Genomic DNA, 25,338 nt, shown 5'->3' with positions numbered 1-25,338 from the left:
ATCTGCGTAACCTTACGTATGTAAGTTTTCGGAGGGAAAGCTAGTCCACTCGGCTAACGCATGTAAAGTCAGGCTCATGAAGAAGGTCTCCGCAGTCGCCGAACCCGCTCCCGGCCAGGAGGAGGAGCCGCCGGCCCGGCCCCGGAACCGGCGTGGCGAAGGGGTGCGGCTGCGCGAGGAGATCGTGCGGGCGGCGACCGCGCTGATCGTGCGCACCGGGTCCGATCAGGCGGTCACCCTGCGCTCCGTGGCACGTGAGGTCGGCATCGCCGCCCCCTCGATCTACGCCCACTTCGCCGATCGGGACGCCATCGTCGAGGCCGTGGTGGCGGAGGCGATCGCGCAGCTGCACGAGATGGTGACCACCGCCGTCGCCGCGCACGACGACCCGGTCGAGGCGCTGCTCGCAGGCTGTGGCGCGTACGTCGAGTTCGGCGTCCGGGAACCGGCGCGCTATCGCGTCCTGTTCGGGTGGGCCCGGCCCAAGCCGAAGTCGCCCGACGGTGAGGACGCGGGAGACCGAGGGCTCGACGCGTTCCAGACGCTGGTCGACAACCTCGAAGCCTGTGCCCGCGCCGGACGGTCGGCCAGTACCGACCCCTTCGGCGACGCCGTGACCCTGTGGACGGCGTTGCACGGCCAGGTCATGCTCCGCGCCGACCTGCCGGACTTCCCCTGGCCCCCCACCGACACGGTGGAGCCGATGGTGCGGCGCCTCGGCCGCATCGCGCCCTGACGGCTCGAAGAACAAGCACCGCACCGGGCCGAACGGCACGACGCCGGAAAGACGGTCAAACGCGCCGGGTCGGTCAAGGAGCACCAAGCCCACCGGCGTTGAGCGCCAAGCCCGAGGCCCCTGATGGCCCGAAATATTCGCATCGCGCACGAGGGTTTCTCATGACACTCTCATCTTCGCCGGAGTCCGTGATCAAGGTGTGAGTGCGGCTCGCTAGACTCCGGCTGCCCTGAGCTCCCGTGATGGTCATGGGAGTCGGGCATTTCCTGAGATGGGGGAAGCATGAGAATTCTGCCGTCAGGCAGAAGCATGCGACACAGGAGGAGACGGGCGGGCATAGCCGCTCCGGGGGTCCTGTTGTTCGCAGTTCTGGCCACATTGGGAGGCCAGATCAACCCGGCCGCCGCAGCGGTGAACCCGCCCGCGGCCACCTCGTCCGCGAGCGCACCGGCGGGATCGCCGACGAGCGCGCCCGCCGAGCAGAGCCCGGGCGCCAACCCGGGCGCCAACCCGAGCGCGGCGCCCACCGCCGGTCCGACGGCCACGCCCAAGGCGGATCCGAAAGCCGAGCACGAGGCCGCCGTCCAGCAGCTCAAGGAGGCCGACCCGACCGGCCCCTGCCCGGCGTCCCTGACCCCGGGCACGGTCTCCAGCTGCGCGATCGACCCGAACGGGACGGTCTCCGTCGCGTTCACGGTGACGCAGCCCAAGGACCTGGTCTACATCCAGGCCGTCGCGGTCTACTGGACGGTCTACCCGCAGGTGACCGCGCCGGACGGCACCGCGGTCAGCTGTGACAGCCTCTCCAGCGTGCTGCGCTGCGCCACCAGCCAAGCGGGCACCTACACGCTGCAGCTCCGCAACGGCGACTTCCGGTCGAACGGCGTCTCGGTGTCGTATCTCCCGCTGCTCTCCGGTCCCAGCTGCACGACGGTGGCCGCCGCCGACCGCAACCTCGGCGCGCGGAAGAACTTCCACAACACACTGGCGCAGGGCTCCGCGGGTGACTGCTACACGCTGGACCTCGCTGCCGACGACACGCTGCGGACCTATGTCTCCGGCCTGCCCAACGAGCAGATCTTCGACGCCACCGGCACCGAGCTGTGCAAGGACCACCGTTTCGGCGACCAGATCGTCTGCAAGCTCACGGGGACGGCACCGTTCCGGGTCCTGGTGCAGCGCACGGGGGGTGACTCCGTGGCCTACGACCTGGCCATGGAGCGGCTCTCCCCGGCCGAGGGCTGTCTGACGGTCGAGCCCCAGCCGTTCGGGTCCGCCCCGGACCTGACGTCGACGGTGCGCTGCCGCCTCCTCCACGTCACCGCGGCCGGCAAGTACTCCTTCGCCCAGGTCACGGCCGACGGCTCCACCCTCGCCGGCGAGCTGTACACGGCCGACGGCACCCGGTTGTACGGCGACTGCTACAAGGCCGTCGGCTGCGAGCTGACGCCCGGCAACTACACCTGGGCGCTCGAGGCCCGTAACTTCGACACCCCCGCGTTCGGCATGGTCTTCCGCTCGGACAGCGAGACCCGGGGCTGCACCGCCACCAAGGACGACGGCCTGGTCTCCGGCCCGGCCGCCGGCACCTTCGGCGCGCGCGGTCAGGCGGACTGCCTGACCCTGCCGACGGCCACCGGGAACGGCGTCTACCTGCTCAACCGGCCGCCCACGGACGGCGAGAGCGCCACCGCCGCCGTCTTCGACGCGGCCGGTGCCAGGCAGTGCGACAACGGCGGCTACCCGTCGCAGGTCTGCAAGCTGACCGGTACCGCGCCGTTCCGCTTGGTGCTGACCGGCACCCCGGGCAAGGCCTACCAGCTGGTGGTCCACCGGACCGGCAACACGGCGGGCTGCCAGGCCTGGCCGCAGAGCCCCTTCGACGGCAGCTGGGGCGCGGAGTTCACGGTCACCGCGGCCGTGAAGCAGGCCTGCCTGGGCCTGCCGGCCAACCAGCACTCCACCATGGAGCAGTTCGACTACACCAACACCCAGAACAGGGTCAACGCCTCGTTGCAGGTCGTGGACCCGCAGGGCACTGTGGTCTGCTCCACCAGCACCAGCTCGGCCTTCAGCTGCGTTTTCAACGCCGGTGTGGCGTACACGGCGCTGCTGGTCAACAACGCCTGGGGCGACAGCTACAAGGTGGTGCGGCGCGACATCTCGCCCACCGCGAACTGCCTCACCCCGAGGTCGACCGCCGTCGGCGGGCAGTCCCTCCCGATGGACCTCTCCTCGGCGCTGGACGCCCGGTGCGTCCGGGTCACCGCCGCCGCCTCGGACAAGATGTGGCTGGTGGCGCGTCCCACGGGCGGCGCGGTCGAGTCGCAGGTCATCGACGCCAACGGCAAGTACGTCTGCACCCAGTGGGCCGGCGGCGTGAGCCCCTGCCTGCTCACCGGCTCGACCTCGTACACCATGGTCGTGCTCGCGGCCGGGTACAACGGCACCACCATCCACGCCAACGTGGACACCTGGAAGGTCGGCACGGCGAGCGGCTGGGCGCCGGAGTGCACCGCGCACCAGGCGTCGATCGCCGGGTTCCCGGGGCAGAGCGGGGTGTTCACCGAGTCCTCCTCCGCCTACTGCGCGGTGCTCGACATGAAGCCCTCGCAGGCGTTCAAGGTCTTCGGCATCAGCAGCGCGACCGGTACCGCGCAGCCGTTCATCCGGCTGCTGAGCCCGGTCAAGTGGACCGGCGACGACTACACCTACCAGTGCTCCAACAACTACGGTGAGTTCGGCGCCCGCTGCCAGAGCCTCAGCAGCGCCGACGCCGGTCAGGCCATCCTGATGATCATCCCGTCCGGTGCGGCGACGCCGGTCGAGTACAGCATCCAGGGCTCCTGCGAGTACCCCAACTGCACCGGCCCGGCCGCGCCCCTGACCGTGGCCGGGGCGAGCCCCGCCACCGGCGCCGCCGGGACGCAGGTCCAGGTGGAGATCCGTGGCAGCGGCCTCACCCTGGGCAGCAAGCTGAACCTGTGGCGCGCCGGCGTCTCGACCCAGCCGGCCATGAAGCCGCTTTCGGTCAACGCCGACGGCACCTCGCTGCACGCCCTGGTGGACACCAACGGCCTGGAGCCGGGCAGCTACGACATCCAGGCCGATGGCTACCGGCCGCTCCTCGCCAACGGGTTCACCGTCACGGCGGCCCAGACGCCGACCAAGGGCAAGTTCGTCCCGGTCCCGCCGTCGCGCATCCTGAACACCGTCTCGGGCGTCGGCGCGCCGGCCGGCCGGGTCCGCCAGGGCGGCGTGGTGACGCTGCAGGTGGCGGGCGCCGGCGGGATCCCGGCCAGCGGCGTGACCGCGGTCGTGATGAACGTGACGGCCGTCAACCCGACGCGCAACAGCGCCATCTCGGTGTACCCGAGCGGCCAGGCGGTGCCCGACCTGCCGACCGTCAGCTTCGCGGCCGGGCAGAACGTGCCCAACCTGGTGACCGTGCCGCTGTCCAACGGCAAGGTGGACCTGCGCAACGCCTGGGGCGAGGTCGACCTCGGCGTCGACGTCGCCGGGTACTACACCGACGGCGGCGCCGGCTCCCTGCTGAGCCCGATCAACCCGACGCGCATCCTGAACACCGTCTCGGGCGTCGGCGCGCCCGCCGGCCGGGTCGGCTGGGGCGGCGTGGTGCCGCTGAAGGTGACCGGGGTCGCCGGGGTCCCGGCCAGCGGCGTGACGGCGGTCGTGATGAGCGTGACCGCCGTCAACCCCTCGCGGACCGGCTACGTCACCGTGTACCCGGACGGCCAGGGGGTGCCCGACGCGTCGAACGTCAACTTCACCGCCGGGCAGAACGTCTCCAACCTGGTGACCGTCCCGGTGGGCGCGAACGGGAAGGTGGACCTGTACAACGCCTGGGGCGAGGTCGACCTCGGCGTCGACGTCGTCGGGTACTACTCCGACAAGGGCGCCACCTACTCGTCGTCCAACCTCGTGCGGCTGATGGACACCCGTACCGGTGAGGGCGCCCGCATCGGCACCCTGGGCGGGGCGGGCGACGTGGTCAGCCTGAAGGTGGCCGGGGTCGAGGGCGTGCCCTTGACCGGCGTCACCGAGGTGCTGATGAACGTCACGGTCGTGTGGCCCACCAACACCAGCTTCCTGACGGTCTACCCGCACGGGACGGGCCGTCCGGATGCCTCGAACATCAACTACCGGCCGGGCGACGTCGTTTCCGCGCTGGTGATGGTTCCGGTGGTGGACGGGCGGGTGTCGTTCACCAACCAGTGGGGCAGCACTCATGTGGTCGCCGACCTGATCGGCTACTTCTCGGCCTGAGCCCGCTGAGCCCACCGGGTCTGCTGATCCGGTGGTGGAAGCCTGCCGCGTCGTCCGGATGCCCCGGACGGCGCGGCAGCGCTGTTTTCCGGGGAACTCCCCTTCGGCCGATGTCGAGGGCCCGTCGTGGGATCCGACCACAGCGCGCCGACGGGGCGCGCGGGGTGGAAGGAACGCCCGGGATGAAGTACCTCGCGACGGTCTACGGCAACCAGGTCACGTGGGAGGCTTTCCCCGCCGAGGCGGGCCCGGAGACGATCGCCGAGCAGGAGGCGTTCAACGCCGAGTACCGGGAGAGCGGCGAACTGCTCGGCACCTAAGGGCGACCGCCCCACTCCTCGGCGAGCAGGCCGAGGATCACCTCGTCGGCGAAGGTGCCGTAGACCCAGGCGTTGCGGCGCAGCGTGCCCTCCAGGGTGAAGCCGGCCTTCGTCGCGGCGCTGATCATCGGGGCGTTGTCCGCCAGCGTCTCCAACTGCAGCCGCTGCAGCCCGCGGACGGCGAAGCCGTACTCGCAGAGCGCCCGGACCACGTCGCCGCCGAGCCCGCGCCCACGGAACGACGGGCGCAGCGAAATGCCCAGGTGGGCCGTCCGGTTGTGCGCGTCGATGCCCCAGAGCAGCGCCTCGCCCGCGAGGTCCCCGGTGGCCAGCTCCTGCACGGAGAAGAAGGCGACGTCGTCGGACGGCTCGCTGACGGCGTACGGGGAGTGTTCGGGGAGCGGTGGGATGGGCCGCCAAGGGCGGGAGTCGGCGCGCGAGCGGGTCGCCACGTCGTTGTACAGCTCGGCGTGGAGTACTGCCACGTCGTCCTCGTGTCGGGCCCGCAGCCCGATCTTTTCACTTGTGATCACCCGGTATTGCTATCGGAAGCCACCTGGCCGCACAACCGGTTTTCGGCGCTCGTCCCCGCCCCGGCGCCGGAAGCCGGCGTGGGTGGTCGGTCGGGGCGCCGCGTGGCGGTCGGCCATTCGCGTGATCGCTCGGCCGTTCGCGTGACTGGCCGCCGGGGCCGGTGTGCGCCGCCATCACCGGCCCCGGCGGCGGTGGTTCGGGGTTGGGGTGGAGGCCGTCCTTGGACCGGAGGTGCGAGGCGCCGGAGGGCTCTGCGCCTCCGTGGTGACGGTCAGGCGGGGCACTGCTGGTTCTCGATGTACTGCTTGACGAGGGTCAGGGGTGCCCCGCCGCACGATCCGTCCGGCTTGGAGAGCTGGACTTCGGGCGGGTGGTGCACGAGCAGGTGTACGTGGTCCTGCTCTGCGTTGAACTGCTTCAGCTCGGCCCCGAAGCCGGTGCGGACCTCCCGCGTGATCTCTTCGGTGCGGGTCGGCATGGCGTCGGTGAACGCCTTCCGCCTGTACTCAGTGACAAAAAACCAAGTGAACGTGCAGGTTGCAGACAACATGGCGACCGGTTCTGACATCGGGATCAGGGTTCCAGCGTGGTGACACAGACCAGCGCTAGGCTCTCGGTTGTGAGTCAGGACACACCGGTCAAGCGGCGGTTCGGGCATCGTGCCCGGCTTGCGCTGTCGCCTGCCGGGGTGCTGAAGGCCGACGATCAGGCGCACGCGGCCCGCACCATGTGGAACCTGCTGCACGCCTGGTGGCGGATGATGCCGGGGGAGATGCGGACTCTCGCGAACGCGGACGCCGCGATCCGCCAGGCCCGTGAGGACATCGGCTTCCTGGCTGTCCTGCCCGCGCAGGCCGCGCAAGCGGTACTCAGGACGTACTTCCAGGCGTGGAAGAACTGCTGGGACGGCCGCGCCGACGCCCCGAACTTCAAGGGCCGGCTCCGTACGGTGATGTCCGTGGACATCCCGCAGGGCCGGGACCTGAACATCACCCGCGTGCACCGACGCTGGGGCATGGTCAACATCCCCAAGGTGGGCCGGGTCCGCTTCCGGTGGACCAAGGACCTGCCCGTGGGCAAGCACGCAGGCGTGAACAACCGGATCACCGGGGCCCGGCTGATCAAGGACATCCTTGGCTGGCACATCGCCTTCCGCGTCCACACCCTCCAGAGCAGGTCCGAGCCCCACCAGGGACCGGACATCGGCATCGACATGGGCATCACCGTGCCCATAACCCTCTCGAACGGCGAAACGTACAAGCACCGCGAATGGCTGACCGGTAAGGAGAAGGCCAGGCTCCTGCATCTGGAACAGCGCGCCGCGCGGCGCAAACGCCACCGCAAGCCCGGCGAGCGCACCAGCCGTCGACTGCACCGCACCTACGACCAGATCGCAGGACTCCGCGCGAAAGCCAAGCGCCGGACCCTGGACTGGCAGCACCAGACGACCACCGCCATCGCCCGCACATACGGCACCGTCGTAGTCGAAGCACTCACCATCACGAACATGATCAAGTCCGCCAAGGGAACCACCACGGAACCGGGGAAGAACGTCGCCCAAAAGTCCGGGCTGAACCGATCCATCAACGGGCAGGCATGGGGCCGCACAGTGACCATGCTGACGTACAAGACCGCCCAGCTCGGCGGCACCCTGCACAAGGTCCCCGCCCCCGGCACCTCCCAACGCTGCTCCGCGTGCGGCTTCACCACGCCCGGCAGCCGGGAGTCCCAGGCCGTGTTCGCGTGCAAGAGAGACGACTGCGGCTGGTCGGGCAACGCCGATCACAACGCGGCCCGGAACGTCCTGCACCTGTATCGGATGGGCCTCGTGCTCATCCCGGCTGCCGGAAGGGCAGTCGTCAGGCGCGCGAAGCGCGTCAAGCCCGCTATCGCAAGGTAAGCAGGAATCTCCCGGCTCCAGCCGGGAGAGCACTTCAAATGACCAAGGTCAAGTACCAGATGAAGCCCCCGAGCCAGACCCAGCACATCGGCTCCCCGGACACCACCTTCGCCGGGTCGCGCAACGGCTTCTCGCCGCTGGTGCTCTGGGACCACCTGGCCCGCCACTCGTACAAGGACCAGGTCAAGCGGATCAAGGAGGCCCAGGAGCTCACGGACTACCTGGAGCAGCAGCTCAGGACGCTGGAGAAGGAGGGGGCCTGGTGCTGTGGACCGCGCGCACCAAGGGCACCCTCGCCGTCCGCTTCCGCCGGCCCAGCGACGAGACGGTGGCCAAGTGGTCGCTCTCCACGCTGACCGTGAAGTACCCGGACCAGAAGAGCGGCGGCCAGATCGACCGCCCCTACGCACACGCCTTCGCGCTGCCGGGCGCCAGCAAGAAGCAGATCGACGAGCTCGTGGCGGACCTCCGCAAGGACCCGGTGCTGACCAAGCCGCCGGCGCTGAAGCCCACCACCCCGCGGCCCATCGCCCAACTCGCCGAAGGGGCCGTCCCGATCGGGCTGGTCCACATCACCGGACGCGGCATGCAGTAGCGGTACGGCCCCGAGCCGCGGACCGGCGGCACGGGGACGTCGGGCGTCGGCCGGACCGGAATCCGGCCGACGCCCGCGGAGCAACGAGCAGCCACCAAACAGGAGATGACATGGAGCGATCCGCCACCAATCCGGCCACCTACACGCCCCCTTTGAAGGACGAGGAGTCCATCAGGAAGGTTCTCAAGGAGGGCTTCGTCTGCCACGTCGCGTACATCGACACCACGTCGACGCCCCATCGCCCCCTGGCGGTGCCGATGGTGTACGGGTACAAGGACGGTGGTGGCGACGCACTCGGAACGCTGTACGTGCACGGCGCGCCGGACCAGCCCCAGCACCCCGACCCTTCCCGACTGCACGTCCTGGTCGGCAACAGCAAGGGGCTGGGGGTGCCCGTCTGCCTGACGGTCACCCTGCTGGACAGTCTGATCCTCGGACGCTCGGCGTACCACAGCTCCGTCGGCTACCGATCGGTGGTGGTGAAGAGCACCGCGTACGCGATCGAGGAGAAGGACGACTTCGGCACGCTGGAGACGCTCGTCGAACACATCGTCCCGGGCCGCTGGGCCGACACCCGGCAGCCCAGCACGCTTGAGATTCACGGGGATTCGGGAGCGACGCACCCCGGGACCATGGTCCTGCGCATCGGCCTGGACGCTCCGGCCGAGGCCACGTTCAAAGCCCGTACCGGCGGGCCGAAGAGCGAAGAGAAGGTGGATGTGGACAGCGACTACTGGGCCGGGACGCTCCCGATTACGGAGGTCTACGGACCCCCGAGCCCGGCGAGCAATCTCAAATCCGGCATCAAGACCCCCGACTACCTCACGAAATACTCCCGGAAGGGGTGACGCCCGGGCGCGGCATCGTCGGTGGCGCGGCCGGACGGGGCGTCAGGACGTGCAGGGCGCCCCGGGTGACGGTGACGTCGATCGGGAGCGGGGCGATGAACTCGCCGTCGGCGTAGGCGGTGATGCCGGGGGACTCGACGCGTACCGATGCGGTGCGGTGGGTGGTGACCTCCGGGTGGTGGACGTGGGTGCCCTTGAAGATGCTGGGGAAGAAGCGGGCGATCCGCAGCCGGGGCATGGCCGCGACCAGGGTGAGGTCGAGGAGGCCGTCGGTGTGGTCGGCGGCCGGGCAGATGATCATGCCGCCGCCGTAGCTGCGGGTGTTGCCGATGGCGGCCAGGGTGAGATCGCGTTCGATGACGGTGCCGTCGGCGAGGGTGAGGCGGAACGGCAGCGGGCGCAGGTTGGCGAACTCGGCGAGGATGGCGAGGTTGTAGCGCATCCGGCCGCGCGGCCGTCGCAGCCGGTTGGCGCGGTCGCTGACCAGCGAGTCGAACCCGGTGGCGAGGACGGAGCCGAACCACCGGGACGCCCCGTCGGCGCCGGTGATCCGGCCGAGGTCCACGGCCGTGGTGTGCCCGCCGGCTATCACCTCGGCGGCGGCCTCGGGGGAGCGGCGCGGGAGACCGTACTCGCGGGCGTGGTCGTTGCCGGTGCCCGCCGGGACGATGCCGAGCGGGACGGCGGTGCCGGCCACCGCCTGGAGGGCGAGGTTGACCATGCCGTCGCCGCCGACCACCACCACCGCGTCGTAGCCGTCCGCCACGGCCTGCCGGGCGAGACGGCGGGTGTCGTCCGCCGAACCGCCCGCCAGGGAGGCCGTGTCGACGCCGAGCGCGCGCAGCCGGGCGGTGGCGCGGCGGGCGGCGGGTTCGGCGTGACCGGCGCCCGCCGCCGGGTTGGTGAGCACGGCCACCCGGCCGATCCGTCCGGGGCCGTCGGCGTGATCCGGCTCCTTGACGGGACCCCCCGGCCCGGTCATGGGATCAGCTTGCCGGGGTTGAGGATGCCCACCGGGTCGACGGCGGCCTTGACCGCGTGCAGGATCCGGACGCCCAACTCGCCGATCTCGTCGGCCATCCAGGGCCGGTGGTCGGCGCCGACGGCATGGTGGTGGGTGATGGTGGCGCCGGCCGCCGCGACGGCGTCCCCGGTGGCGCGCTTGGCGGCGGCCCACTGGGCGAGCGGGTCCGGGCCCTGCGCCGCGACCACGGTGAAGTAGAGCGAGGCGCCGGTCGGGTAGACGTGCGAGATGTGGCAGAGCACGAGGGAGCCGGGGAGCGCGGTGGTCAGCGCCGACGTCACCGCGACCCGGAGGGCGGGCAGGCGGCGCCAGTCGGTGGCGGTCTCCAGGGTCTCGCAGAGGGCGCCCGCGCCGAGCAGCGAGTCGCGCAGATAGGGCGCGTTGAAGCGGCCGTGCTCCCACGCCCTGGCCGGTGCCTCGCCGAGCGAGGTGCCGCCGGCGGCCAGCAGGACGGCCCGGGTGAGCCGGTGGCGGGCGGTGACCTGCTCGGCGTCGCCCTCGAAGACCGTCACCGCCAGGCAGCCGCTCACGGCCGGTTCCCCGCCGATCTGCTCGGTCATCGCCAGGTTGACCGCCGTCTCGGCCTCGTCGGAGAGCCGGATCACGGTCGGGCCGGTGCCCCGCTGCTCGACCGCGCGCAGCGCGTCCGCGCCGGTCGTGAAGTCCGGGAAGTTCCAGGCCTCGTAGGCCTTCACGGCCGGGACGGGGTGCACCCGCACCCGGACGGCGGTGATCACGCCGAGGGTGCCCTCCGAGCCGAGGAACAGCTCGCGCAGGTCAGGGCCGGCCGCCGAGGCGGGGGCGCGGCCGAGGTCCAGGACCCCGGCCGGGGTGACGACGCGCAGGCCGCGCACCATCTCGTCGAAGCGCCCGTACCCGGCGGAGTCCTGGCCGGAGGAGCGGGTGGCCGCGAAGCCGCCGATGGTGGCGAAGCGGAAACTCTGCGGGTAGTGGCCGAGTTCGAAGCCGCGCTCGGCCAGCAGCGCCTCTGCCGCCGGACCGGTGAGACCGGCGCCGAGGACGGCCTCGCCGGAGATCGCGTCCAGGTCGAGCAGCCGGTCGAAGCGGCGCAGGTCGAGCGAGACGACGGCGGTGAAGCCCCCGCGCTCGGGGTCGAGGCCGCCGACCACGCTCGTCCCGCCGCCGAACGGCACCACGGCGATGCGGCGTTCGGCGCAGAGCGCGAGGACGGCCGCGATCTCGTCCTCGCTCCCGGGCAGCACGACGGCGTCGGGCGCGTCCTGCGGGGCGCGGCTGCGGCGGCGCAGCAGGTCGGGGGTGGACTTGCCGCCGGCCCGGGGGAGCCGGTCGGCGTCGGCGGCGCTGAGGTGCGCCTCGCCGACGACGGCGGCGAGCGCCTTCAGGTCCGCCTCCGCCAGCAGCGAGGGGCGCAGCACGACCTCGGCGGCGGTGGGCCCGGGGCCCGCGTCGCCGGTCACGCCGAGGGCGGCGGCCAGCAGGGCCTTGATGTCGGCGGGCAGTTCCCTGGCGAGGGCCGGATCGCCCCAGGCGTCCCACTTCATCGGGGGGAGCGGAAGCGCGGCGCCGGCCGGTCCCGCTTGCGTCTCAGATGCCATGCGTTACAGTTTCACACATCATGTCAAGTAGTAACGCTGAGCAGCCAGGGGTGTCCGAAGCCCGCAGCACCGACGACGCGATCCTCGACGCCGCCGCCGACCTGATCGTCCATCTCGGCGTGCGCCGAACGCAGTTGGCCGAGATCGCCCGCCGGGCCGGGGTCAGCCGGCCGACCGTCTACCGGCGCTGGCCGGACGTCCGCGCCGTCATCGGAGCGCTGCTCACCCGCGAGATCCGCGCCACCCAGGCCACCGTGGCGCTCACCGGGGAGGACCGCGCGGCCTTCGTCGACGGGGTCGTCGAGGTCGCCGTCCGGCTGCGCGACCACCCGGTGCTCGGCGCGCTGCTGCGCTCGGCCGACTCGGACACGCTCTTCGAGTACGTCGTCGAACGGCTCGGCACCAGCCAGCGCGGCCTGCTCGAAGCGCTCCGCACCGGTATCGAGCAGGGGCAGGCGCACGGGTCGATCCGGGCCGGCGAGCCCGTCGAACTGGCCGCCATGGTGCTGCTGATCGCCCAGTCCACCGTCCAGTCGCACCGCATGGTCGCCCAGTTGCTGCCCGAGGCGGCGTGGCGGCGCGAACTGGCCAGAGCACTGAACGGATACCTCGCGCCATGACGCCGAACGCCCGGCCGCCCGCCCAGCGTTACGCCGGCTCGACCGCCGGGCCCTTCGCGGGTACGACCCGGCTCAACGCCCGCCGCCGCACGGTGGAGCTCGAAGCGCTCGCCGGGCGCCCGGCCGTCGACCTGCTGGTCATCGGCGGCGGCGTGACCGGCGCCGGGGTCGCCCTGGACGCCGCCGCGCGCGGGCTGCGCACCGTCCTCGTCGAGGCGCGCGACCTCGCCTTCGGCACCAGCCGGTGGAGCTCCAAGCTGGTCCACGGCGGCCTGCGCTACCTCGCCTCCGGCCGGATCGGCGTGGCCCGGGAGAGCGCCGCCGAACGCGGCGTCCTGATGACCCGCACCGCCCCGCACCTCGTCCGCCCGCTGCCCCAACTGGTGCCGTTGCTCCCGGGGTTGATGCGCCCCGGGCAGGCCGCGCTGGTGCGGGCCGGCTTCCTCGCCGGGGACGCGCTGCGCCTCGGTGCCGGTACGCCGGGCACGTTGCTGCCCCGGGTGCGCCGCGTCGACGCGGACCGGGCGCGCCGGCTGGTGCCCGGCCTCAGAGCGGTGGGCCTGGCCGGCGCCCTGGTCGCGCACGACGGCCAACTGATCGACGACGCCCGGCTGGTGGTGGCGCTGGCCCGGACCGCCGCGCAGTACGGCGCCACCGTGCTCACCCGGGTGCGGGCGGGCGCCGTCACCGGCACCTCGGCCCGGCTCACCGACGCGCTCACCGGGCAGTCGTTCACCGTCACCGCCGGTGCCGTCGTCAACGCCACCGGCGTCTGGGCGGGCGAGGTGGACCCGTCGATCCGGCTGCGGCCCAGCCGGGGCACCCATCTGCTGTTCGACGCCGAGGCCCTCGGCCACCCGACCGCCGCACTCACCGTGCCCGTCCCCGGCTCCACCAGCCGGTTCGTCTTCGCGCTGCCGCAGCAGCTCGGCCGGGTGGCGGTCGGGCTGACCGACGAGGACGCGCCCGGGCCGATCCCGGACGAGCCGGTGCCGACCGACGCCGAGACCGGCTTCCTCCTGGACACCGTCAACGCGGCCCTGCACACCGCGCTGACCAGGGCGGACGTACGCGGCGCCTACGCCGGACTGCGGCCGCTGCTGGACACCGGCGGCGGTGGCACCGCCGACCTCTCGCGGGAGCACGCGGTGCTGGAGTCCCCGTCCGGCGTGATCACCGTGGTCGGCGGCAAGCTCACCACCTACCGGCGGATGGCCGAGGACACCGTGGACACCGCCGTCCGGCTGCGCGGGCTGTCCGCCCGCGCCTGCTGGACGGCCCGGCTGCCGCTGGTCGGCGCCCCCGGGCACCGGGACGGCCACCCGCTGCCGGTGGGCGGCGCGCCCGCCTCGCTGCTCGCCCGGTACGGCGGCGAGGCCCGGTCCGTCCTGGCGGTCGCCGAGGCGCGGCCGGGTGCCGCGTGTGCCCCGATCGCCGAGGGCATCGACGTCACCCGCGCGGAGATCGCGTACGCCGTGACGCACGAGGGCGCGCTGGACGTCTCCGACGTGCTCGACCGCCGGACCAGGATCGGTCTGGTCGCCGAGGACGCCGAGCGCGCCCGCCCGGCCGTCGAGGAGATTCTGACGGACCGTCAGGCGGGTTGACGGCGCCGTCAGCGCTCCACGTGCTCGGCCATCGGCCGCACCGTCCCGCCCAGTTCCAGGACGCAGGCCAGCGGATGCCCGGCCACACCCGTGCGCTCCAGGCGCACCGAGAGCGGCAGCGGCGGCTCCTCCGCCAGCTGGGCGGCCAGCGTGAGCGGATAGACGCCGTGCCCGTGGACGCGGTGGAAGGCGCACTCCTTGCCGTCCACCAGGACTTCCGTCTCGGTGATCCACCCGGAGCGGACGTTCACGGTGACGGAGTGGCCGGCCTGGTCGAGGTGGAAGCTGTGCCGCTGGCGCATGGGGACCTCCCGCGCGGGGGCCTGGACGGGCGTACCGCCCGCACGGTCAGTGTAGGTCGGCCGCCGCCGCGGGGCCGGGCGGGAGGACGGGTGAGGGGGCGGGGGAGTGAGTGAGCGCGGGGTGGCCGGCGGACGCCACCGTCTGCGGGTGGATTCTCGTGATCTCTACAGTGTTGTAGATTCATCGAAAGGGAGAGCAACCGAGGAGGGCATCGTGGGAGTTTCGCTGGCCAAGGGTGGCAACGTCTCGCTGAGCAAGGAGGCGCCGGGCCTGACCGCCGTCATCATCGGTCTCGGCTGGGACGTGCGCACCACGACCGGGGCCGACTACGACCTGGACGCGAGCGCGTTGCTCTGCAGCGCGCTCGGCAAGGTGGTCTCGGACCAGCACTTCGTCTTCTTCAACAACCTGCGCAGCCCCGACGGCTCGGTCGAGCACAGCGGCGACAACCTGACCGGTGGCGGCGACGGCGACGACGAGCAGATCAAGGTCAACCTGGCCACCGTCCCGGCGGACGTGGCCAAGGTGGTCTTCCCGGTGTCGATCTACGACGCCGACGCGCGGCTGCAGAGCTTCGGCCAGGTCCGCAACGCGTTCATCCGCGTGGTCAACCAGGCCAACGGGCAGGAGATCGCCCGTTACGACCTGACCGAGGACGCCTCGACCGAGACCGCGATGGTCTTCGGCGAGCTGTACCGCAACGGCACCGAGTGGAAGTTCCGCGCCATCGGCCAGGGCTACGCGTCCGGCCTGCGGGGCATCGCGACCGACTACGGCGTCAACGTCTGAGCTGCTGAGGCATTCTGACGGGGTTTCGGCGGCTGCCCGAGCGCGTGGCCGCCGAACCCGCCGGTGCCGGCGAGCTGGTGCCGCCACCATGCGGTCATCGCGGCCTCGTCCATGGTCGCCCAGTCCGGCGCCGCGGTGACCTGCGCCTGCCCGAGGCGGCGGCCGATCTCCACCAACTCCCGCCCGGCGGCTCCGCGTTCGCGGTCGTACGTGGAGAGCAGGCCGGTCCAGCCGTCCGCCGCCCGCCAGGCGTCCTCGAAGGCGCAGGCGTCCTGGACGGCCTTGACCGCGCCGCTGGTGTTGTGCGGGCGGACCACGGTGGCCGCGTCCCCGGCCAGCAGCAGCCGGCCGGCGGTGCGGCGCGGGGTCGCCAGGTCGTAGATCGGCTGGAGGAAGGTCCGTTCGCGCGGGGTCAGGCCGATCACCCCGGCCCAGTAGGCCGGCAGGTGCCGCTCGGCGAGCTGCGCCAGCTCGTCGAGCCGTGCCGGGGTGAGCGTGCCGGCCGGGATGCTGGTCGGGCCGTCCAGCGGGAGCCAGTGCGGCGTGGGGGCGTAGAACACCCAGTTGACCTGGGTGGAGCCGGGCGTCAGGCCCGGGATGCGGTAGAGCACCACCTGGCCGCCGCGGTAGCAGACGGTGATGACCTCGTTCTCCGGCCAGAGCGCCGGGCCGCCCGGCAGCTCCTCCAGCAGTTCGGAGCCGAAGCTGCCGCGCCAGCAGACGTAGCCGGCGTAGTCGGGGCTCGCCTCGGGGCAGACGGCCTCGCGGACCACCGACCGGTAGCCGTCGGCGCCGATCACCAGGTCGTGCCGCTCCCGTTCGTTGTCCGGGCCCGCCACCCAGGCGTGTTCGTCGTCGCCGCCCACGCCCGTGACCGTCGCGTCCAGCCGGAAGGCCACGGTGTCGGGAGTGCGCTCGCGCAGCGCCTGCCAGAGCACGCCCCAGTGGTAGGAGTGGAATGGCATCGCCTGCGCCCAGAGCCGCCGCCCGCGCGGGTCGGCGCCGCCGTCCCGGCCCTCGCGGGTCACCCAGTGCCGGGTGGTGATCCGGTGGCGGCGGATGCCGTCGTCGAGGTGGCCGGCGCGGACCAGTTCGGCGTAGCGGTCGTCGTGGACGCAGAGCCCGACGCCGCGGTCCTCCAGCCGGCCGGGGCTGCGCTCCAGCACCACCACGCGATCCGCGCCGCCGCGGGCGGCCGCCCGCGCGAACGCGCACCCCGCGATGCTGCCGCCGACCACGGCTATCGATCGGTCTCGCATGGCCGTTCCCTCCCCGAAGAGCTGCGAAGACTTCACTTCGATACGACAATACGCACACCGTGGCCTGGGCTGGTGGGCAGTTGGCGAATTTCGGGCGGGGGCGGGTGGGGCGAGTGTCGGAGTCTTATGCAACTTGTTGCATAGCGGTCGGACCTTCCCCTACCGTGTGGTAACAACGAGCCGCCGCACGCCGCACAGGAGACGTCGATGAGCGCCACCGCCCAGCAGCCCCAGGTGTCCCCCGCGCCCTACCCCCACCTCCTCAGCCCGCTCGACCTCGGCTTCACCACCCTCCCCAACCGCGTGATCATGGGCTCGATGCACGTCGGCCTGGAGGAGGCCCCCGGCGGCTTCGACCGGATGGCCGCCTTCTACGCCGAACGCGCCCGCGGCGGCGTCGGCCTGATCGTCACCGGCGGCATCGCCCCCAACGAGGCCGGCCGCCCCTGGGAGGGCGGCGCCATGCTCACCACCGAGGCGGAGGCCGCCCGGCACCGCGTCGTCACCGACGCCGTCCACGCCGCCGGCGGCCGGATCGCGCTGCAGATCCTGCACTTCGGCCGCTACGCCTACCACCCGGACCTGGTCGCCCCCAGCGCCCTCCAGGCCCCGATCAGCCCGTACCCGCCGCACGCGCTCACCGCCGAACAGGTCGAGCGGACCATCGAGGACTTCGTCCGCTGCGCCGCCCTCGCCCGGGCCGCCGGGTACGACGGCGTGGAGATCATGGGCTCCGAGGGCTACCTGATCAACGAGTTCATCGCCGCCGCCACCAACCACCGCGAGGACGAGTGGGGCGGCCCCTACGAGCGGCGGATGCGCTTCCCGGTCGAGATCGTCCGCCGGGTCCGCGAGCGGGTCGGCCCCGACTTCATCCTGATCTACCGCCTCTCCATGCTCGACCTGATCCCCGGCGGCTCCACCCTGGCCGAGGTCGTCCGGCTCGCGCAGGCCGTCGAGGCCGCCGGCGCGACCGTCATCAACACCGGCATCGGCTGGCACGAGGCCCGGATCCCCACCATCGCCACCTCGGTGCCGCGCGGCGGGTACGCCTGGGTGACGAAGAAGGTGATGGGCTCGGTGAACGTGCCGCTGGTCGCCACCAACCGCATCAACACCCCGGAACTGGCGGAGCGGTTGCTCGCCGAGGGCAGTGCCGACCTGGTGTCGCTGGCCCGGCCGCTGCTCGCCGACGCCGACTTCGTCGCCAAGGCCCGGGCCGACCGGTCCGCCGCCATCAACACCTGCATCGGCTGCAACCAGGCCTGCCTGGACCACACCTTCAGCGGCCGGATCACCTCCTGCCTGGTCAACCCGCGCGCCTGCCACGAGACCGAACTCGTGCCGGGACCGACCAGGCGGCGCAAGCGGATCGGCGTCGTCGGCGCCGGACCGGCCGGCCTCGCGTTCACCGTCTCGGCCGCCGAACGCGGCCACACCGTCACCCTCTTCGACGCCGCCGAGACGATCGGCGGGCAGCTGAACATCGCCCGGCGCGTGCCCGGCAAGGAGGAGTTCGACGAGACGCTGCGCTACTACCGCACCCGGCTGGCCGAGTTGGGCGTCGAGCAGCGGCTCGGCGCGCTGGTGGACGCGGAGCGGCTCGCCGCCGAGGGCTTCGACGAGATCGTCCTCGCCACCGGCGTCACCCCGCGAACCCCCGCCGAAATCCCCGGAGTCGACCACCCCAGCGTCCTCGGCTACCTGGACGTGCTGCGGGACGGCGCGCCCGTCGGCGAGCGGGTCGCCGTCCTCGGCGCGGGCGGGATCGGCTTCGACGTCGCCGCCTACCTCACCGACCAGGGCGACGGGGCCAGCCTCAACCCGGCAGTATTCCAGCGCAATTGGGGCATCGACCCCGAGTACCGCGAGCGCGGCGGCCTGCGCCGGCCCGAGCGGCCCACGCCCCCGCGCAGCGTCCACCTGCTGCAACGCAAGACCACCAAGGTCGGCGCAGGCCTCGGCAAGACCACCGGCTGGATCCACCGCACCGAGCTGAGGCACCGCGGCGTCACCATGGTCGCCGGGGTGACCTACGAGTTGATCGACGATGCCGGCCTGCACCTCGTCGTGGACGGCGAGCGAAAGCTGCTGCCCGTCGACACCGTCGTCCTCTGCACCGGCCAGGAGCCGCGCCGCGAACTGGACGCCGCCCTGCGCGCCCTCGGCCTCACCCCGCACCTGATCGGCGGCGCCGACGTGGCCGCCGAACTGGACGCCAAGCGGGCCATCCGGCAGGGCACCGAACTGGCCGCGGCGATCTGAGCCGGCTCGCGACCGGAGCCGGCTCACGGCCGGGCCTCCCGGGGCCGGACTCTCCGGGAGGCCCTGACTCTCCCGGAGGCCCGGGCCTGCCGGGGGCCCGGGCCGGCCCGTCCTAGGATCGGCCGCATGTCCCTGCCGCACGCCATCCTCACCGCCCTGCTGGAGAAGCCGTCCTCCGGGCTGGAGCTGACCAGGCGGTTCGACAAGTCGATCGGCTTCTTCTGGTCCGCCACCCACCAGCAGATCTACCGCGAACTGGGCCGCCTGGAGACGTCCGGCCTGATCCGGGCCCTCCCGCAGGCCGGCCCGGTGCGCGGGCAGAAGAAGGAGTACGAGGTGCTGCCCGCCGGTCGCGCCGAACTGGCCCGCTGGACGGCCGACGGCGGCGAGCCCAAGGCCGTCCGCGAACCGCTGCTGCTGCGTCTGCGTGCGGCGGCGGCGGTCGGAGCGACCGGCCTGGACGCCGAGCTGACCCGCCATCTCGCGGTGCACCGAGCGCAGTTGGCCGACTACCAGGAGATCGAGCGGCGGGACTTCCCGGCCGAGAAGGCCGCGGACGAGAACCGGCTCCAGCACGCCGTACTGCGGGCCGGGATCGGCCTGGAGACCTTCTGGGTGGAATGGCTCACCGAGACCCTCGCAACCCTCCCTCCGGAACGGCCCTGACCTGCGGCACCGCCGTCCCGGCGGGCGGCGGACCGGGCCCGGTGGGAGACTGGACGCCTGTCCCTGCCCGAACTCTCGACCGGGGGCCGTATGTCTCGTATACCGCGCATGTCCCAGCCGAGGCCTCTCCCCGCCCTCGCCGCCGCGGCCGTCGCCACGGTGGTCACCCTGGGCACCGCCGACATCGCCGCCGGGGCCGCCGTCCGGCCGGGCCCGGCGGCCGGCCCGCTCCGGCCCCCTGCCGCCGCCCCGGCCGACGGTCTGCCCACCGCGGACCAGTTGAAGGCCGCGCTGCTCACCGCCGCCGAACTGGGCCCGGACTTCACCGAAGCGCCGGCCGCGGCGAGCCCCTCGCCGGGCAGTGCCCCGGCCCCGGCCAGCGGCTGCACCGGGCTGACCGCCCTGCTGAACCGGCACAACACCCGGCTTTCGCCCCAAGCCGTCCACCAGGAGACCGAGTTGGACGGTCCCGGCTCGAACCCGATGGTGACCGAGGCCCTCACCGCCGAGGATCCCGCCGGGCTCACCGCCGATCTCGCCGCCGCCACCGACGCGTTCACCAACTGCCACAGCCTGACCTTCGGAGCCGGCACCGACCAGGCCGTGACCTTCACCGTCACCCCCCTCGTCCTCGGCGACCGCCCGGGCACGCCCGCCGTCCGCCTCGACGGCACCCTCTCCGGCGTGCGGCTCAACGGCTGTCTCGGCATCGAGCGCTTCGGTTCCGTCGGCCTCTTCTACGGCTTCTTCCAACGCGACAGCGACTCCCCCCAACTCGCCTCCCTCTACTACCGCGCCGCCGTCGCCAAGGCCGAACGCACCCTGGGCACCCCGGCCGGCGGCGCCGCCTCCCCGGCCGCCACGACGGTGGTCTTCAGCGGCTGAGCGCGACGGCCGCCGCCCGCCCGGCCCTCCTCGGCCCGCCGCCCCGACGGCCGGTGCGGGTGCCCCCGGTGATGGAACCGTTCGGCCGGCTGCCGCGTCCAGATCTCAGAGACCGGTCGCCCTCGTGCGCCAGGACAGCTTGCCGGGAGACGCGTCATGAGTTCTGCGAGAAGCCGGGCGGCGGGTTGGGCGTTCGCCGTCGCGGCCGGCGTGGCGGGGATCGTGGCGACGGTGGCGGCCCCGTTCGGCGCCCTGTCCGAGGGCTTGTCGGCGGACCGCGATTCCGTCCTCGGCGGCCGGGTCGAGATCGGCCTCGTCGGCACCGCCCACCCGGGCGGCTTCGGGGAGTTCGGGACGTCCTCGCTCGTGCTGCCGACGTTCGACTCCGTCGCCGACGCACTGCGGGCGGAGGCCGCCCGCCTGGCGGGGAACGGCTGGCAGCTGCCCACCCCGACCGCGAGCGCGACCGTCTCGATCGTCAGCCCCGGCGGCACCGGCGCGGCCACCATCGAACTCGCGGACGGCGCCCTCGGCACCTCCACCGACGACCGGACCGTCAGGTCGGCTCACGAGTGACCGGAAGACGCCCGGCGAAGCCGACCATGGCCGCCGATAGGGGGGAAAGTCTGATGAATGACGCATCGACAGTTCGGTATGCCGTCCGTGCCGGCCTTGTTGCCCTGTTGATCGGGGCAAGTGCGTGCAGCGGTTCGCATGGCGGCGCCGAAGGCGCGACGACCGCCCCAGCCGCTCCGGAGACCTCGGCGGGACGGCCCTTGGCCGGTGACACAGTCCGGCCGACGTTCCCGGAGTCGACCAGACGGCGAGTGCTGGAATCGGCGGCGGAGGAGGGAAAGGCTCCGGGCGATGGTGGGGTCACCGTGATGGAGTACGACGGTGGGCATGATCCGTCGCTTATCTGGCAGACGGCGAGCAGCGGCGACATCTGCGTCGCCGAGGTCGACGGTGGGGTCACCGGGTGCTCGAAAGCCGTAGAGATCGAGAAGCGGCCCACCCCGGGGGTCGGAACAATGCTGCGCTTTAGGCTGGTCGACAGCCAGGGGCGTCAGGCATGGACGGTCCTTCTCATCGCCGCTGGCGAGTCCGTCGAGAAGATCTCCTGCCGGCAGCAGGACTTCCCGGTGCGGAAGGCGTTCACGGCATCGGTCGGTGGTGTCCTGCGAACCGTCTACACCACTGTGGTGCCACGCGATCTCCCGGGCGACTACCGGGTCGATGTCCGGCGGGACGGACAGCCGTTGGCGGACCACGTGGTGATCAACCCGGAACAGGTCGCAGCTGTTCAGTGCTGAGCGTCGTCCTGGTCGCCTCAAACGCAGTGAGGGAAACGGGGGCAACGTCAGCGGGTCGGTGGGAATCGGCCCGGACGTCTTCGGAAGCTACGGAAAGTCATTCGGCTCAACGAATCCGCGCGGAAACTCGGTCGACACCATCGACGGCGGTGCTGGTTGGGGAATGGGTGTCGGTGCTGGTGCCGGGTTCGGCAACGCCTGGATCGGAAAGCTGTTCACGTGGTGAGCCGTGAGCGCCAACAGAAGTGACATGTCTACATGTAGTCGATCTGATCAGACCCTCTCGTCGACGATAGGGTGACGCCGCGGGCGAGACTCAAGAGGTTGCTCGCGAGCCCTGCCGCTCGAACCTTCATCACTTCACTTGGCGTTGGGGATGGAAATGGCTGAGTTCATTATGGCAGTTCCCTGGTTCATTATTTTCGGCGGCGGCGGTATCCTTGTCGCGTGCGACTTCAGATGGTTGGCGGAGAAGGTTTTTAACCTCATCGACCGCTATTCAATCGCCAGCCCCGGGGAGGCTGCGCCGAGAACGATCCGCATCGTTGATGCTATATTTGTGGCGATTTCCGTGTTCGGGGTCTTCGTCATCGCGCTGTCCCACGCGCAGGGGAACTGATGCGACAGTTTAGATGAGCTGGGAATCCTTCACCTTGTGGGCGGTTTCTTGTTCTTTGCGTTCGGTATTACTGCCCTTGTGATCAGGATCTTTTAGATTCGATCGTCGGGGGGATGGCGCGGTCTTCGGCGGTGAAGAGGGGTGCGCCGGCCGGTATCTCTGTATGCTGCGTCTTTGCGGGGATGTTGTCGGGAGTTCTTATGGATGTCGCGTTTTTTCTGATTCCCTTGCTCCTGGGCATAGCCATTGTCACGGACTTCCGGGAATGCAGCAAGCTCTTCATGCAACCAAGTAGGAGGTCTGCGAAGGAGGGGCCCGCCGGCGTTCACCTGCTCGCGGGGTGGGTCTTCATCGTGCTGTCGGCCGTTCCTCTTCTGTCGGCGCTGATCAGGTTCCTCGTGGGCTGATCGAACGTCAACCACAACAGTTGAGGCTCTGTCCACTCCCTGGAGTGGACAGAGCCTCAACTGCTTGTCGAGGTGGATCGCGGTGTGACGGGGGTGGTCTCGACAGGAACGTCTGGCGTGGGGCCTCTGGGCTCCATGCCGGACGTTTCTGTTGGGTTCTCCTGTCGTGGCTCCGCGGGCATGGCTGCCGATGGTCCGGTCGACGACAAAGCGGGAAATGTCGTCGGCGGCGACCTGCCCGGCGAGGCCACGGGCGAGCAGTCGGTCGAGGACCGGACGCCCGAGGGCGCCGGAGGCGGCGGTGGCGACGATCACGGCGCAACCCGCGCCGCCCGGGCGGCGGTTGGTCAACCCGATTTCTCCTCCGCGGCTTCGCTGTCGCTCGCCGCGCGCCCTTTCGCATTCGTGCAAGACGCAGGGTTCGACGGTGGGCCAGTCTCGCTCAGGGGGCGGTCGTATCGGGCGCCGGCCCGGCCGACGTCGTGCCGCGGGCCCGGACCACCCCGTCCGAAGAGCGTCGCGAACAGCAGGAGCGACAAGAGGAGACAGTCATGTTCTTCCGAACGTCAGCCCGGGTAGCAGCTCTTGTCGCCACCGCCGGTACGGCTCTGGTCGCGGTGCCCGCGACCGCCGGCGCCGCGACCACCGGCTACACCCCGCAGTCGGCCTGTGGTTCCAGCTATGAGACGAAGGACTCCTTCGATCTGCCGGGCGGCACCTCGACGGTGTATCTGACCTACAGCAGGTCGACCGGGCAGAACTGCGTCGCCACCATCAAGAACACCAGGGTCGGCACTCCGACGCTGACCGGCGCCTACCTGACCTTCGGGGACGGCAGCGGCAGGCAGGAGGACGCCAGGAACTTCAGCTACTACGCCACGGCCTACATCTACGCGCCCGGGCAGTGCATCTACTACGGAGGCGAGGACTACAACTCCGGTGGCTGGTGGGGCAAGGGGCCGGGCTGGTGCGGCTGAGGCGGACCGGGCCCGGTCCGCCCCGACCTCGGGTTGACCCGCGCCGGACGCACTGAGGCCGGTAGGCGCTGATCCGCCGCCCCTGGCACGACGCAACTGCCCGTCGGCCGGTACCGGCCGACGGGCAGTTGCGGTGCGTCGTCGGTCAGGAGAGGTCTCTCGGCATCACTGCGCGGTGCCGTCCGGGTCTTGCCGCAGCTGGTCGACGAGCCGGTCGATCGCCGCCCGCGCCTCGCTCAGGGGCGCGCCGGTGGCATTGCGCCAGGTCCGGATCGCCTCGACGCGGTCGCCCGCGAGCGCGTGGGCGGCGGCGAGCCGGGCGTGGAGGGGGTGGCCCGGGAGCCGGGCGGGGACGGGGCGGCCGCGTGGTTCGCCGGCCCGGCCGCTGGGGTCGTGTTCGTCGAGTGCGGCGTGCAGACCGTGGAGCGGTGTCCGGTCGGCCGGTCCTGCGGTGCGGACCGCCACCAGTTCCCAGTCGTAGTCCGTACCGCCGGGCTGGTCGTCCTCCGCTCCGAGGCCCAGCAGGCCGGGGTCGTCGATCAGTTGGCAGACGTTGTAGAGCAGGTCGTGCTGCATGGCCCGTACCACGTCGGTGAGATCGTCCGGGTCCACGCCGCACGCGAGGATCCGGTGCAGGGTGGCCGGGACCGGGTGCTCGGGGGCACCCTCGGACGGCCGGTTCCTGAGCCAGGCCTCGATCCACGAGGGCTGCCCGCCGGTGCGGCCGTCCTCGTCGACGACCAGGCTCCACAGGGCGTTGGCGAAGGCCTCGTGCGGACGGGCCGGCGGGCCCTCGGGGCCGGGATCCTCGTACCGGGTCGTCATCCGCCCACACTCCCACAGGGGACGCCGGGCGAACCAGCCGCCGCGGCTTGCCCGGGGGACGGACCGGGTGGCAGTGTCCGTTCCGGCCGGATGCCCGGCGGAACGGACGAATGAGGGAGACATGGTGGAGGCGGACCCCCGGACCGTGGCGGCCGCACCGGCTGGGGTCGCGCGAGCCCGGGCCGGGATCGCGCAGGGCCTTCCGGCGCCGCTGGTGGCGTTCTGGGAGGTGACGGACGGCCTGCTCACCGACGCCGGTACGGCCGTGTACGCGGCCGGCTGCATCGGCGAACGCAACACCACCTACGAAGTCGCGCAGTACGCCCCGGGGTTCGTCCTCGTCGGGGACGACAGCGGCGGCCGCGGGTTTCTGCTGCGTGCCGACGATCCCGGCTCGCCGGTGTTCTCCTCGGACCTGGGCGATCTGGACCCGGCGGACTTCGAGGTCGAGGCACCGGACTTCGCGTCCTGGCTCGAGGTGGTCTGCCCCGGTCTGGCCCCCGGTCCGCTCCCCGGTCTGGTCCCCTGACGAACGGCACCCGTACCCGCCGCACCCCGGCCGCACCCCCGCAGTCCCCCGCGGCCGCCGCGGTCTGTGGGGAACGGCCCCGCGGCGGCCGGTCGGACCTCGCCGGGGCGCCGGGCGCCGGGCGGGTCCGGGAGGAGGAGCCGGACCCGCCCGGGACCCTGCTGCGCCCCGCCGCAGCACCGTCTAACCCGCCGTCGGGCATCCAAACCCGGCAGCCCGCGCGGGCCGCCGTGAGCGCTCCCGATGGATCGTCGGGTACCTGCGTCGGTTCACGCATGCGGTCCCTCTCCCTCGCTCGACGGCCGGTCCGAATGCGTACCCGCGGTGGATCCGGCTCCCCGGCCCGTCCGGCCGCACCGGGGGCGAGACGGTCTGTGCCACCTGTCGCGGAACCGGCCCCACCGGGACGCCGTCCGCGCCAGTGTTGCGGTGGTGCGAACGGGCGTTGCGGCG

The 25,338-nt window shown here is 72.0% G+C and carries 25 protein-coding genes and 1 pseudogene; 19 read left to right on the top strand and 7 right to left on the bottom strand.

The features are described 5' to 3' along the window. The first annotated feature begins 76 nt into the window (after positions 1–76). The 3 genes from ACIO5D_RS09795 (at position 77) to ACIO5D_RS09785 (ending at position 5,343) form a co-directional block, all read left to right on the top strand. The gene (locus ACIO5D_RS09795) at positions 77–736 is read left to right on the top strand and encodes a TetR/AcrR family transcriptional regulator (protein ID WP_363604323.1); all 660 of its coding nucleotides are present in this window, start codon (positions 77–79) and stop codon (positions 734–736) included. 357 nt (positions 737–1,093) lie between these two features. Beyond that, complete coding sequence (locus tag ACIO5D_RS09790; protein WP_400650130.1) at positions 1,094–5,023, top strand: hypothetical protein; 3,930 nt, start codon at positions 1,094–1,096, stop codon at positions 5,021–5,023. A 182-nt stretch (positions 5,024–5,205) separates the two neighbouring features. Next, on the top strand, positions 5,206–5,343 hold the full coding sequence (locus ACIO5D_RS09785; protein WP_400650127.1) for a hypothetical protein: 138 nt from the start codon (positions 5,206–5,208) through the stop codon (positions 5,341–5,343). Here ACIO5D_RS09785 and ACIO5D_RS09780 read toward each other — a convergent pair. Continuing rightward, on the bottom strand, positions 5,340–5,876 hold the full coding sequence (locus ACIO5D_RS09780) for a GNAT family N-acetyltransferase (protein WP_400794606.1): 537 nt from the start codon (positions 5,874–5,876) through the stop codon (positions 5,340–5,342). The two genes, ACIO5D_RS09785 and ACIO5D_RS09780, sit on opposite strands and share 4 nt — an antisense overlap. Positions 5,877–6,148: 272 nt before the next feature. Continuing rightward, positions 6,149–6,473 (bottom strand): annotated as a pseudogene (gene tnpA / locus ACIO5D_RS09775) (IS200/IS605 family transposase). Between the two features lie 77 nt (positions 6,474–6,550). On the opposite strand from tnpA, the gene ACIO5D_RS09770 reads away from it, so the two are divergent. The 4 genes from ACIO5D_RS09770 to ACIO5D_RS09755 all read left to right on the top strand — a co-directional run bounded on the left by ACIO5D_RS09770 (position 6,551) and on the right by ACIO5D_RS09755 (position 9,220). Beyond that, complete coding sequence (locus ACIO5D_RS09770) at positions 6,551–7,777, top strand: RNA-guided endonuclease InsQ/TnpB family protein (RefSeq protein ID WP_400794694.1); 1,227 nt, start codon at positions 6,551–6,553, stop codon at positions 7,775–7,777. A gap of 38 nt (positions 7,778–7,815) precedes the next feature. Next, the gene (locus tag ACIO5D_RS09765) at positions 7,816–8,133 is read left to right on the top strand and encodes a hypothetical protein (RefSeq protein ID WP_400794604.1); all 318 of its coding nucleotides are present in this window, start codon (positions 7,816–7,818) and stop codon (positions 8,131–8,133) included. Then, positions 8,040–8,372 (top strand): hypothetical protein, encoded by a 333-nt coding sequence (locus tag ACIO5D_RS09760; RefSeq protein WP_400794602.1) that lies wholly within the window; start codon positions 8,040–8,042, stop codon positions 8,370–8,372. Before ACIO5D_RS09765 ends, ACIO5D_RS09760 begins: the two co-directional genes overlap by 94 nt. Positions 8,373–8,482: 110 nt before the next feature. After that, on the top strand, positions 8,483–9,220 hold the full coding sequence (locus ACIO5D_RS09755; RefSeq protein ID WP_400794600.1) for a pyridoxamine 5'-phosphate oxidase family protein: 738 nt from the start codon (positions 8,483–8,485) through the stop codon (positions 9,218–9,220). On the opposite strand, the gene ACIO5D_RS09750 is transcribed toward ACIO5D_RS09755, so the two are convergent. After that, positions 9,195–10,202, bottom strand: coding sequence for a diacylglycerol kinase (locus ACIO5D_RS09750; protein ID WP_400794598.1), 1,008 nt, complete (start codon positions 10,200–10,202; stop codon positions 9,195–9,197). The genes ACIO5D_RS09755 and ACIO5D_RS09750 overlap by 26 nt on opposite strands. Beyond that, on the bottom strand, positions 10,199–11,821 hold the full coding sequence (locus ACIO5D_RS09745) for an FAD-binding oxidoreductase (protein ID WP_400794596.1): 1,623 nt from the start codon (positions 11,819–11,821) through the stop codon (positions 10,199–10,201). The genes ACIO5D_RS09750 and ACIO5D_RS09745 overlap by 4 nt, the downstream gene beginning before the upstream one ends. Positions 11,822–11,841: 20 nt before the next feature. Between ACIO5D_RS09745 and ACIO5D_RS09740 the strand changes: the two genes are divergently transcribed. Then, positions 11,842–12,441, top strand: a complete 600-nt coding sequence (locus ACIO5D_RS09740; RefSeq protein ID WP_400794594.1) for a TetR/AcrR family transcriptional regulator — start codon at positions 11,842–11,844, stop codon at positions 12,439–12,441. Then, positions 12,438–14,048, top strand: coding sequence for a glycerol-3-phosphate dehydrogenase/oxidase (locus ACIO5D_RS09735; RefSeq protein ID WP_400794592.1), 1,611 nt, complete (start codon positions 12,438–12,440; stop codon positions 14,046–14,048). Before ACIO5D_RS09740 ends, ACIO5D_RS09735 begins: the two co-directional genes overlap by 4 nt. Positions 14,049–14,056: 8 nt before the next feature. On the opposite strand, the gene ACIO5D_RS09730 is transcribed toward ACIO5D_RS09735, so the two are convergent. Next, complete coding sequence (locus tag ACIO5D_RS09730) at positions 14,057–14,350, bottom strand: hypothetical protein (RefSeq protein WP_363604334.1); 294 nt, start codon at positions 14,348–14,350, stop codon at positions 14,057–14,059. Between the two features lie 214 nt (positions 14,351–14,564). Here ACIO5D_RS09730 and ACIO5D_RS09725 point away from each other — a divergent pair, with 214 nt between their 5' ends. Continuing rightward, entirely contained in the window at positions 14,565–15,140 is a 576-nt protein-coding gene (locus ACIO5D_RS09725) for a TerD family protein (protein WP_363604335.1), read from the top strand. Here the strand turns inward: ACIO5D_RS09725 and ACIO5D_RS09720 are convergent. Beyond that, on the bottom strand, positions 15,122–16,399 hold the full coding sequence (locus tag ACIO5D_RS09720) for an FAD-dependent monooxygenase (protein ID WP_400794590.1): 1,278 nt from the start codon (positions 16,397–16,399) through the stop codon (positions 15,122–15,124). The genes ACIO5D_RS09725 and ACIO5D_RS09720 overlap by 19 nt on opposite strands. 207 nt (positions 16,400–16,606) lie before the next feature. On the opposite strand from ACIO5D_RS09720, the gene ACIO5D_RS09715 reads away from it, so the two are divergent. The 8 genes from ACIO5D_RS09715 to ACIO5D_RS09680 all read left to right on the top strand — a co-directional run bounded on the left by ACIO5D_RS09715 (position 16,607) and on the right by ACIO5D_RS09680 (position 23,531). Further along, positions 16,607–18,664, top strand: a complete 2,058-nt coding sequence (locus tag ACIO5D_RS09715) for an FAD-dependent oxidoreductase (RefSeq protein WP_400794588.1) — start codon at positions 16,607–16,609, stop codon at positions 18,662–18,664. Positions 18,665–18,790: 126 nt separating this feature from the next. Beyond that, entirely contained in the window at positions 18,791–19,330 is a 540-nt protein-coding gene (locus ACIO5D_RS09710; protein WP_363604341.1) for a PadR family transcriptional regulator, read from the top strand. A 108-nt stretch (positions 19,331–19,438) separates the two neighbouring features. Further along, positions 19,439–20,215: a hypothetical protein gene (locus tag ACIO5D_RS09705; protein WP_400794586.1), complete on the top strand. Its 777-nt coding sequence runs from the start codon at positions 19,439–19,441 to the stop codon at positions 20,213–20,215. A gap of 156 nt (positions 20,216–20,371) precedes the next feature. Next, positions 20,372–20,791 (top strand): hypothetical protein, encoded by a 420-nt coding sequence (locus tag ACIO5D_RS09700; protein ID WP_400794584.1) that lies wholly within the window; start codon positions 20,372–20,374, stop codon positions 20,789–20,791. A gap of 305 nt (positions 20,792–21,096) precedes the next feature. Next, entirely contained in the window at positions 21,097–21,528 is a 432-nt protein-coding gene (locus ACIO5D_RS09695) for a hypothetical protein (RefSeq protein WP_400794582.1), read from the top strand. A 382-nt stretch (positions 21,529–21,910) separates the two neighbouring features. Next, positions 21,911–22,147, top strand: a complete 237-nt coding sequence (locus tag ACIO5D_RS09690) for a hypothetical protein (protein ID WP_400794580.1) — start codon at positions 21,911–21,913, stop codon at positions 22,145–22,147. A gap of 113 nt (positions 22,148–22,260) precedes the next feature. After that, positions 22,261–22,554, top strand: coding sequence for a hypothetical protein (locus tag ACIO5D_RS09685; protein ID WP_400794578.1), 294 nt, complete (start codon positions 22,261–22,263; stop codon positions 22,552–22,554). Between the two features lie 551 nt (positions 22,555–23,105). After that, positions 23,106–23,531, top strand: coding sequence for a spore-associated protein (locus ACIO5D_RS09680; protein WP_363604353.1), 426 nt, complete (start codon positions 23,106–23,108; stop codon positions 23,529–23,531). 165 nt (positions 23,532–23,696) lie between these two features. Here the strand turns inward: ACIO5D_RS09680 and ACIO5D_RS09675 are convergent, their stop codons facing one another. Further along, positions 23,697–24,356, bottom strand: a complete 660-nt coding sequence (locus tag ACIO5D_RS09675; RefSeq protein WP_400794575.1) for a hypothetical protein — start codon at positions 24,354–24,356, stop codon at positions 23,697–23,699. 121 nt (positions 24,357–24,477) lie between these two features. Here ACIO5D_RS09675 and ACIO5D_RS09670 point away from each other — a divergent pair, with 121 nt between their 5' ends. Then, positions 24,478–24,885, top strand: coding sequence for a hypothetical protein (locus tag ACIO5D_RS09670; RefSeq protein ID WP_400794573.1), 408 nt, complete (start codon positions 24,478–24,480; stop codon positions 24,883–24,885). Positions 24,886–25,338: the final 453 nt, after the last annotated feature.

It is taken from the genome of Kitasatospora sp. NPDC087315 (assembly GCF_044744345.1).
Classification (GTDB): Bacteria; Actinomycetota; Actinomycetes; order Streptomycetales; family Streptomycetaceae; genus Kitasatospora.
This window is presented reverse-complemented; position numbering and strand designations above follow the sequence as displayed.

Coding starts and splice junctions, on each gene's coding strand:
- ACIO5D_RS09720 (WP_400794590.1), bottom strand. CDS start 16,399: ATGCGAGACCGATCGATAGCCGTGGTCGGCGGCAGCATCGCGGGGTGC.
- ACIO5D_RS09690 (WP_400794580.1), top strand. CDS start 21,911: ATGGCTGAGTTCATTATGGCAGTTCCCTGGTTCATTATTTTCGGCGGC.
- ACIO5D_RS09710 (WP_363604341.1), top strand. CDS start 18,791: ATGTCCCTGCCGCACGCCATCCTCACCGCCCTGCTGGAGAAGCCGTCC.
- ACIO5D_RS09785 (WP_400650127.1), top strand. CDS start 5,206: ATGAAGTACCTCGCGACGGTCTACGGCAACCAGGTCACGTGGGAGGCT.
- ACIO5D_RS09675 (WP_400794575.1), bottom strand. CDS start 24,356: ATGACGACCCGGTACGAGGATCCCGGCCCCGAGGGCCCGCCGGCCCGT.
- ACIO5D_RS09735 (WP_400794592.1), top strand. CDS start 12,438: ATGACGCCGAACGCCCGGCCGCCCGCCCAGCGTTACGCCGGCTCGACC.
- ACIO5D_RS09685 (WP_400794578.1), top strand. CDS start 22,261: ATGGCGCGGTCTTCGGCGGTGAAGAGGGGTGCGCCGGCCGGTATCTCT.
- ACIO5D_RS09670 (WP_400794573.1), top strand. CDS start 24,478: ATGGTGGAGGCGGACCCCCGGACCGTGGCGGCCGCACCGGCTGGGGTC.
- ACIO5D_RS09740 (WP_400794594.1), top strand. CDS start 11,842: ATGTCAAGTAGTAACGCTGAGCAGCCAGGGGTGTCCGAAGCCCGCAGC.
- ACIO5D_RS09715 (WP_400794588.1), top strand. CDS start 16,607: ATGAGCGCCACCGCCCAGCAGCCCCAGGTGTCCCCCGCGCCCTACCCC.
- ACIO5D_RS09795 (WP_363604323.1), top strand. CDS start 77: ATGAAGAAGGTCTCCGCAGTCGCCGAACCCGCTCCCGGCCAGGAGGAG.
- ACIO5D_RS09745 (WP_400794596.1), bottom strand. CDS start 11,821: ATGGCATCTGAGACGCAAGCGGGACCGGCCGGCGCCGCGCTTCCGCTC.
- ACIO5D_RS09705 (WP_400794586.1), top strand. CDS start 19,439: ATGTCCCAGCCGAGGCCTCTCCCCGCCCTCGCCGCCGCGGCCGTCGCC.
- ACIO5D_RS09755 (WP_400794600.1), top strand. CDS start 8,483: ATGGAGCGATCCGCCACCAATCCGGCCACCTACACGCCCCCTTTGAAG.
- ACIO5D_RS09700 (WP_400794584.1), top strand. CDS start 20,372: ATGAGTTCTGCGAGAAGCCGGGCGGCGGGTTGGGCGTTCGCCGTCGCG.
- ACIO5D_RS09730 (WP_363604334.1), bottom strand. CDS start 14,350: ATGCGCCAGCGGCACAGCTTCCACCTCGACCAGGCCGGCCACTCCGTC.
- ACIO5D_RS09765 (WP_400794604.1), top strand. CDS start 7,816: ATGACCAAGGTCAAGTACCAGATGAAGCCCCCGAGCCAGACCCAGCAC.
- ACIO5D_RS09750 (WP_400794598.1), bottom strand. CDS start 10,202: ATGACCGGGCCGGGGGGTCCCGTCAAGGAGCCGGATCACGCCGACGGC.
- ACIO5D_RS09680 (WP_363604353.1), top strand. CDS start 23,106: ATGTTCTTCCGAACGTCAGCCCGGGTAGCAGCTCTTGTCGCCACCGCC.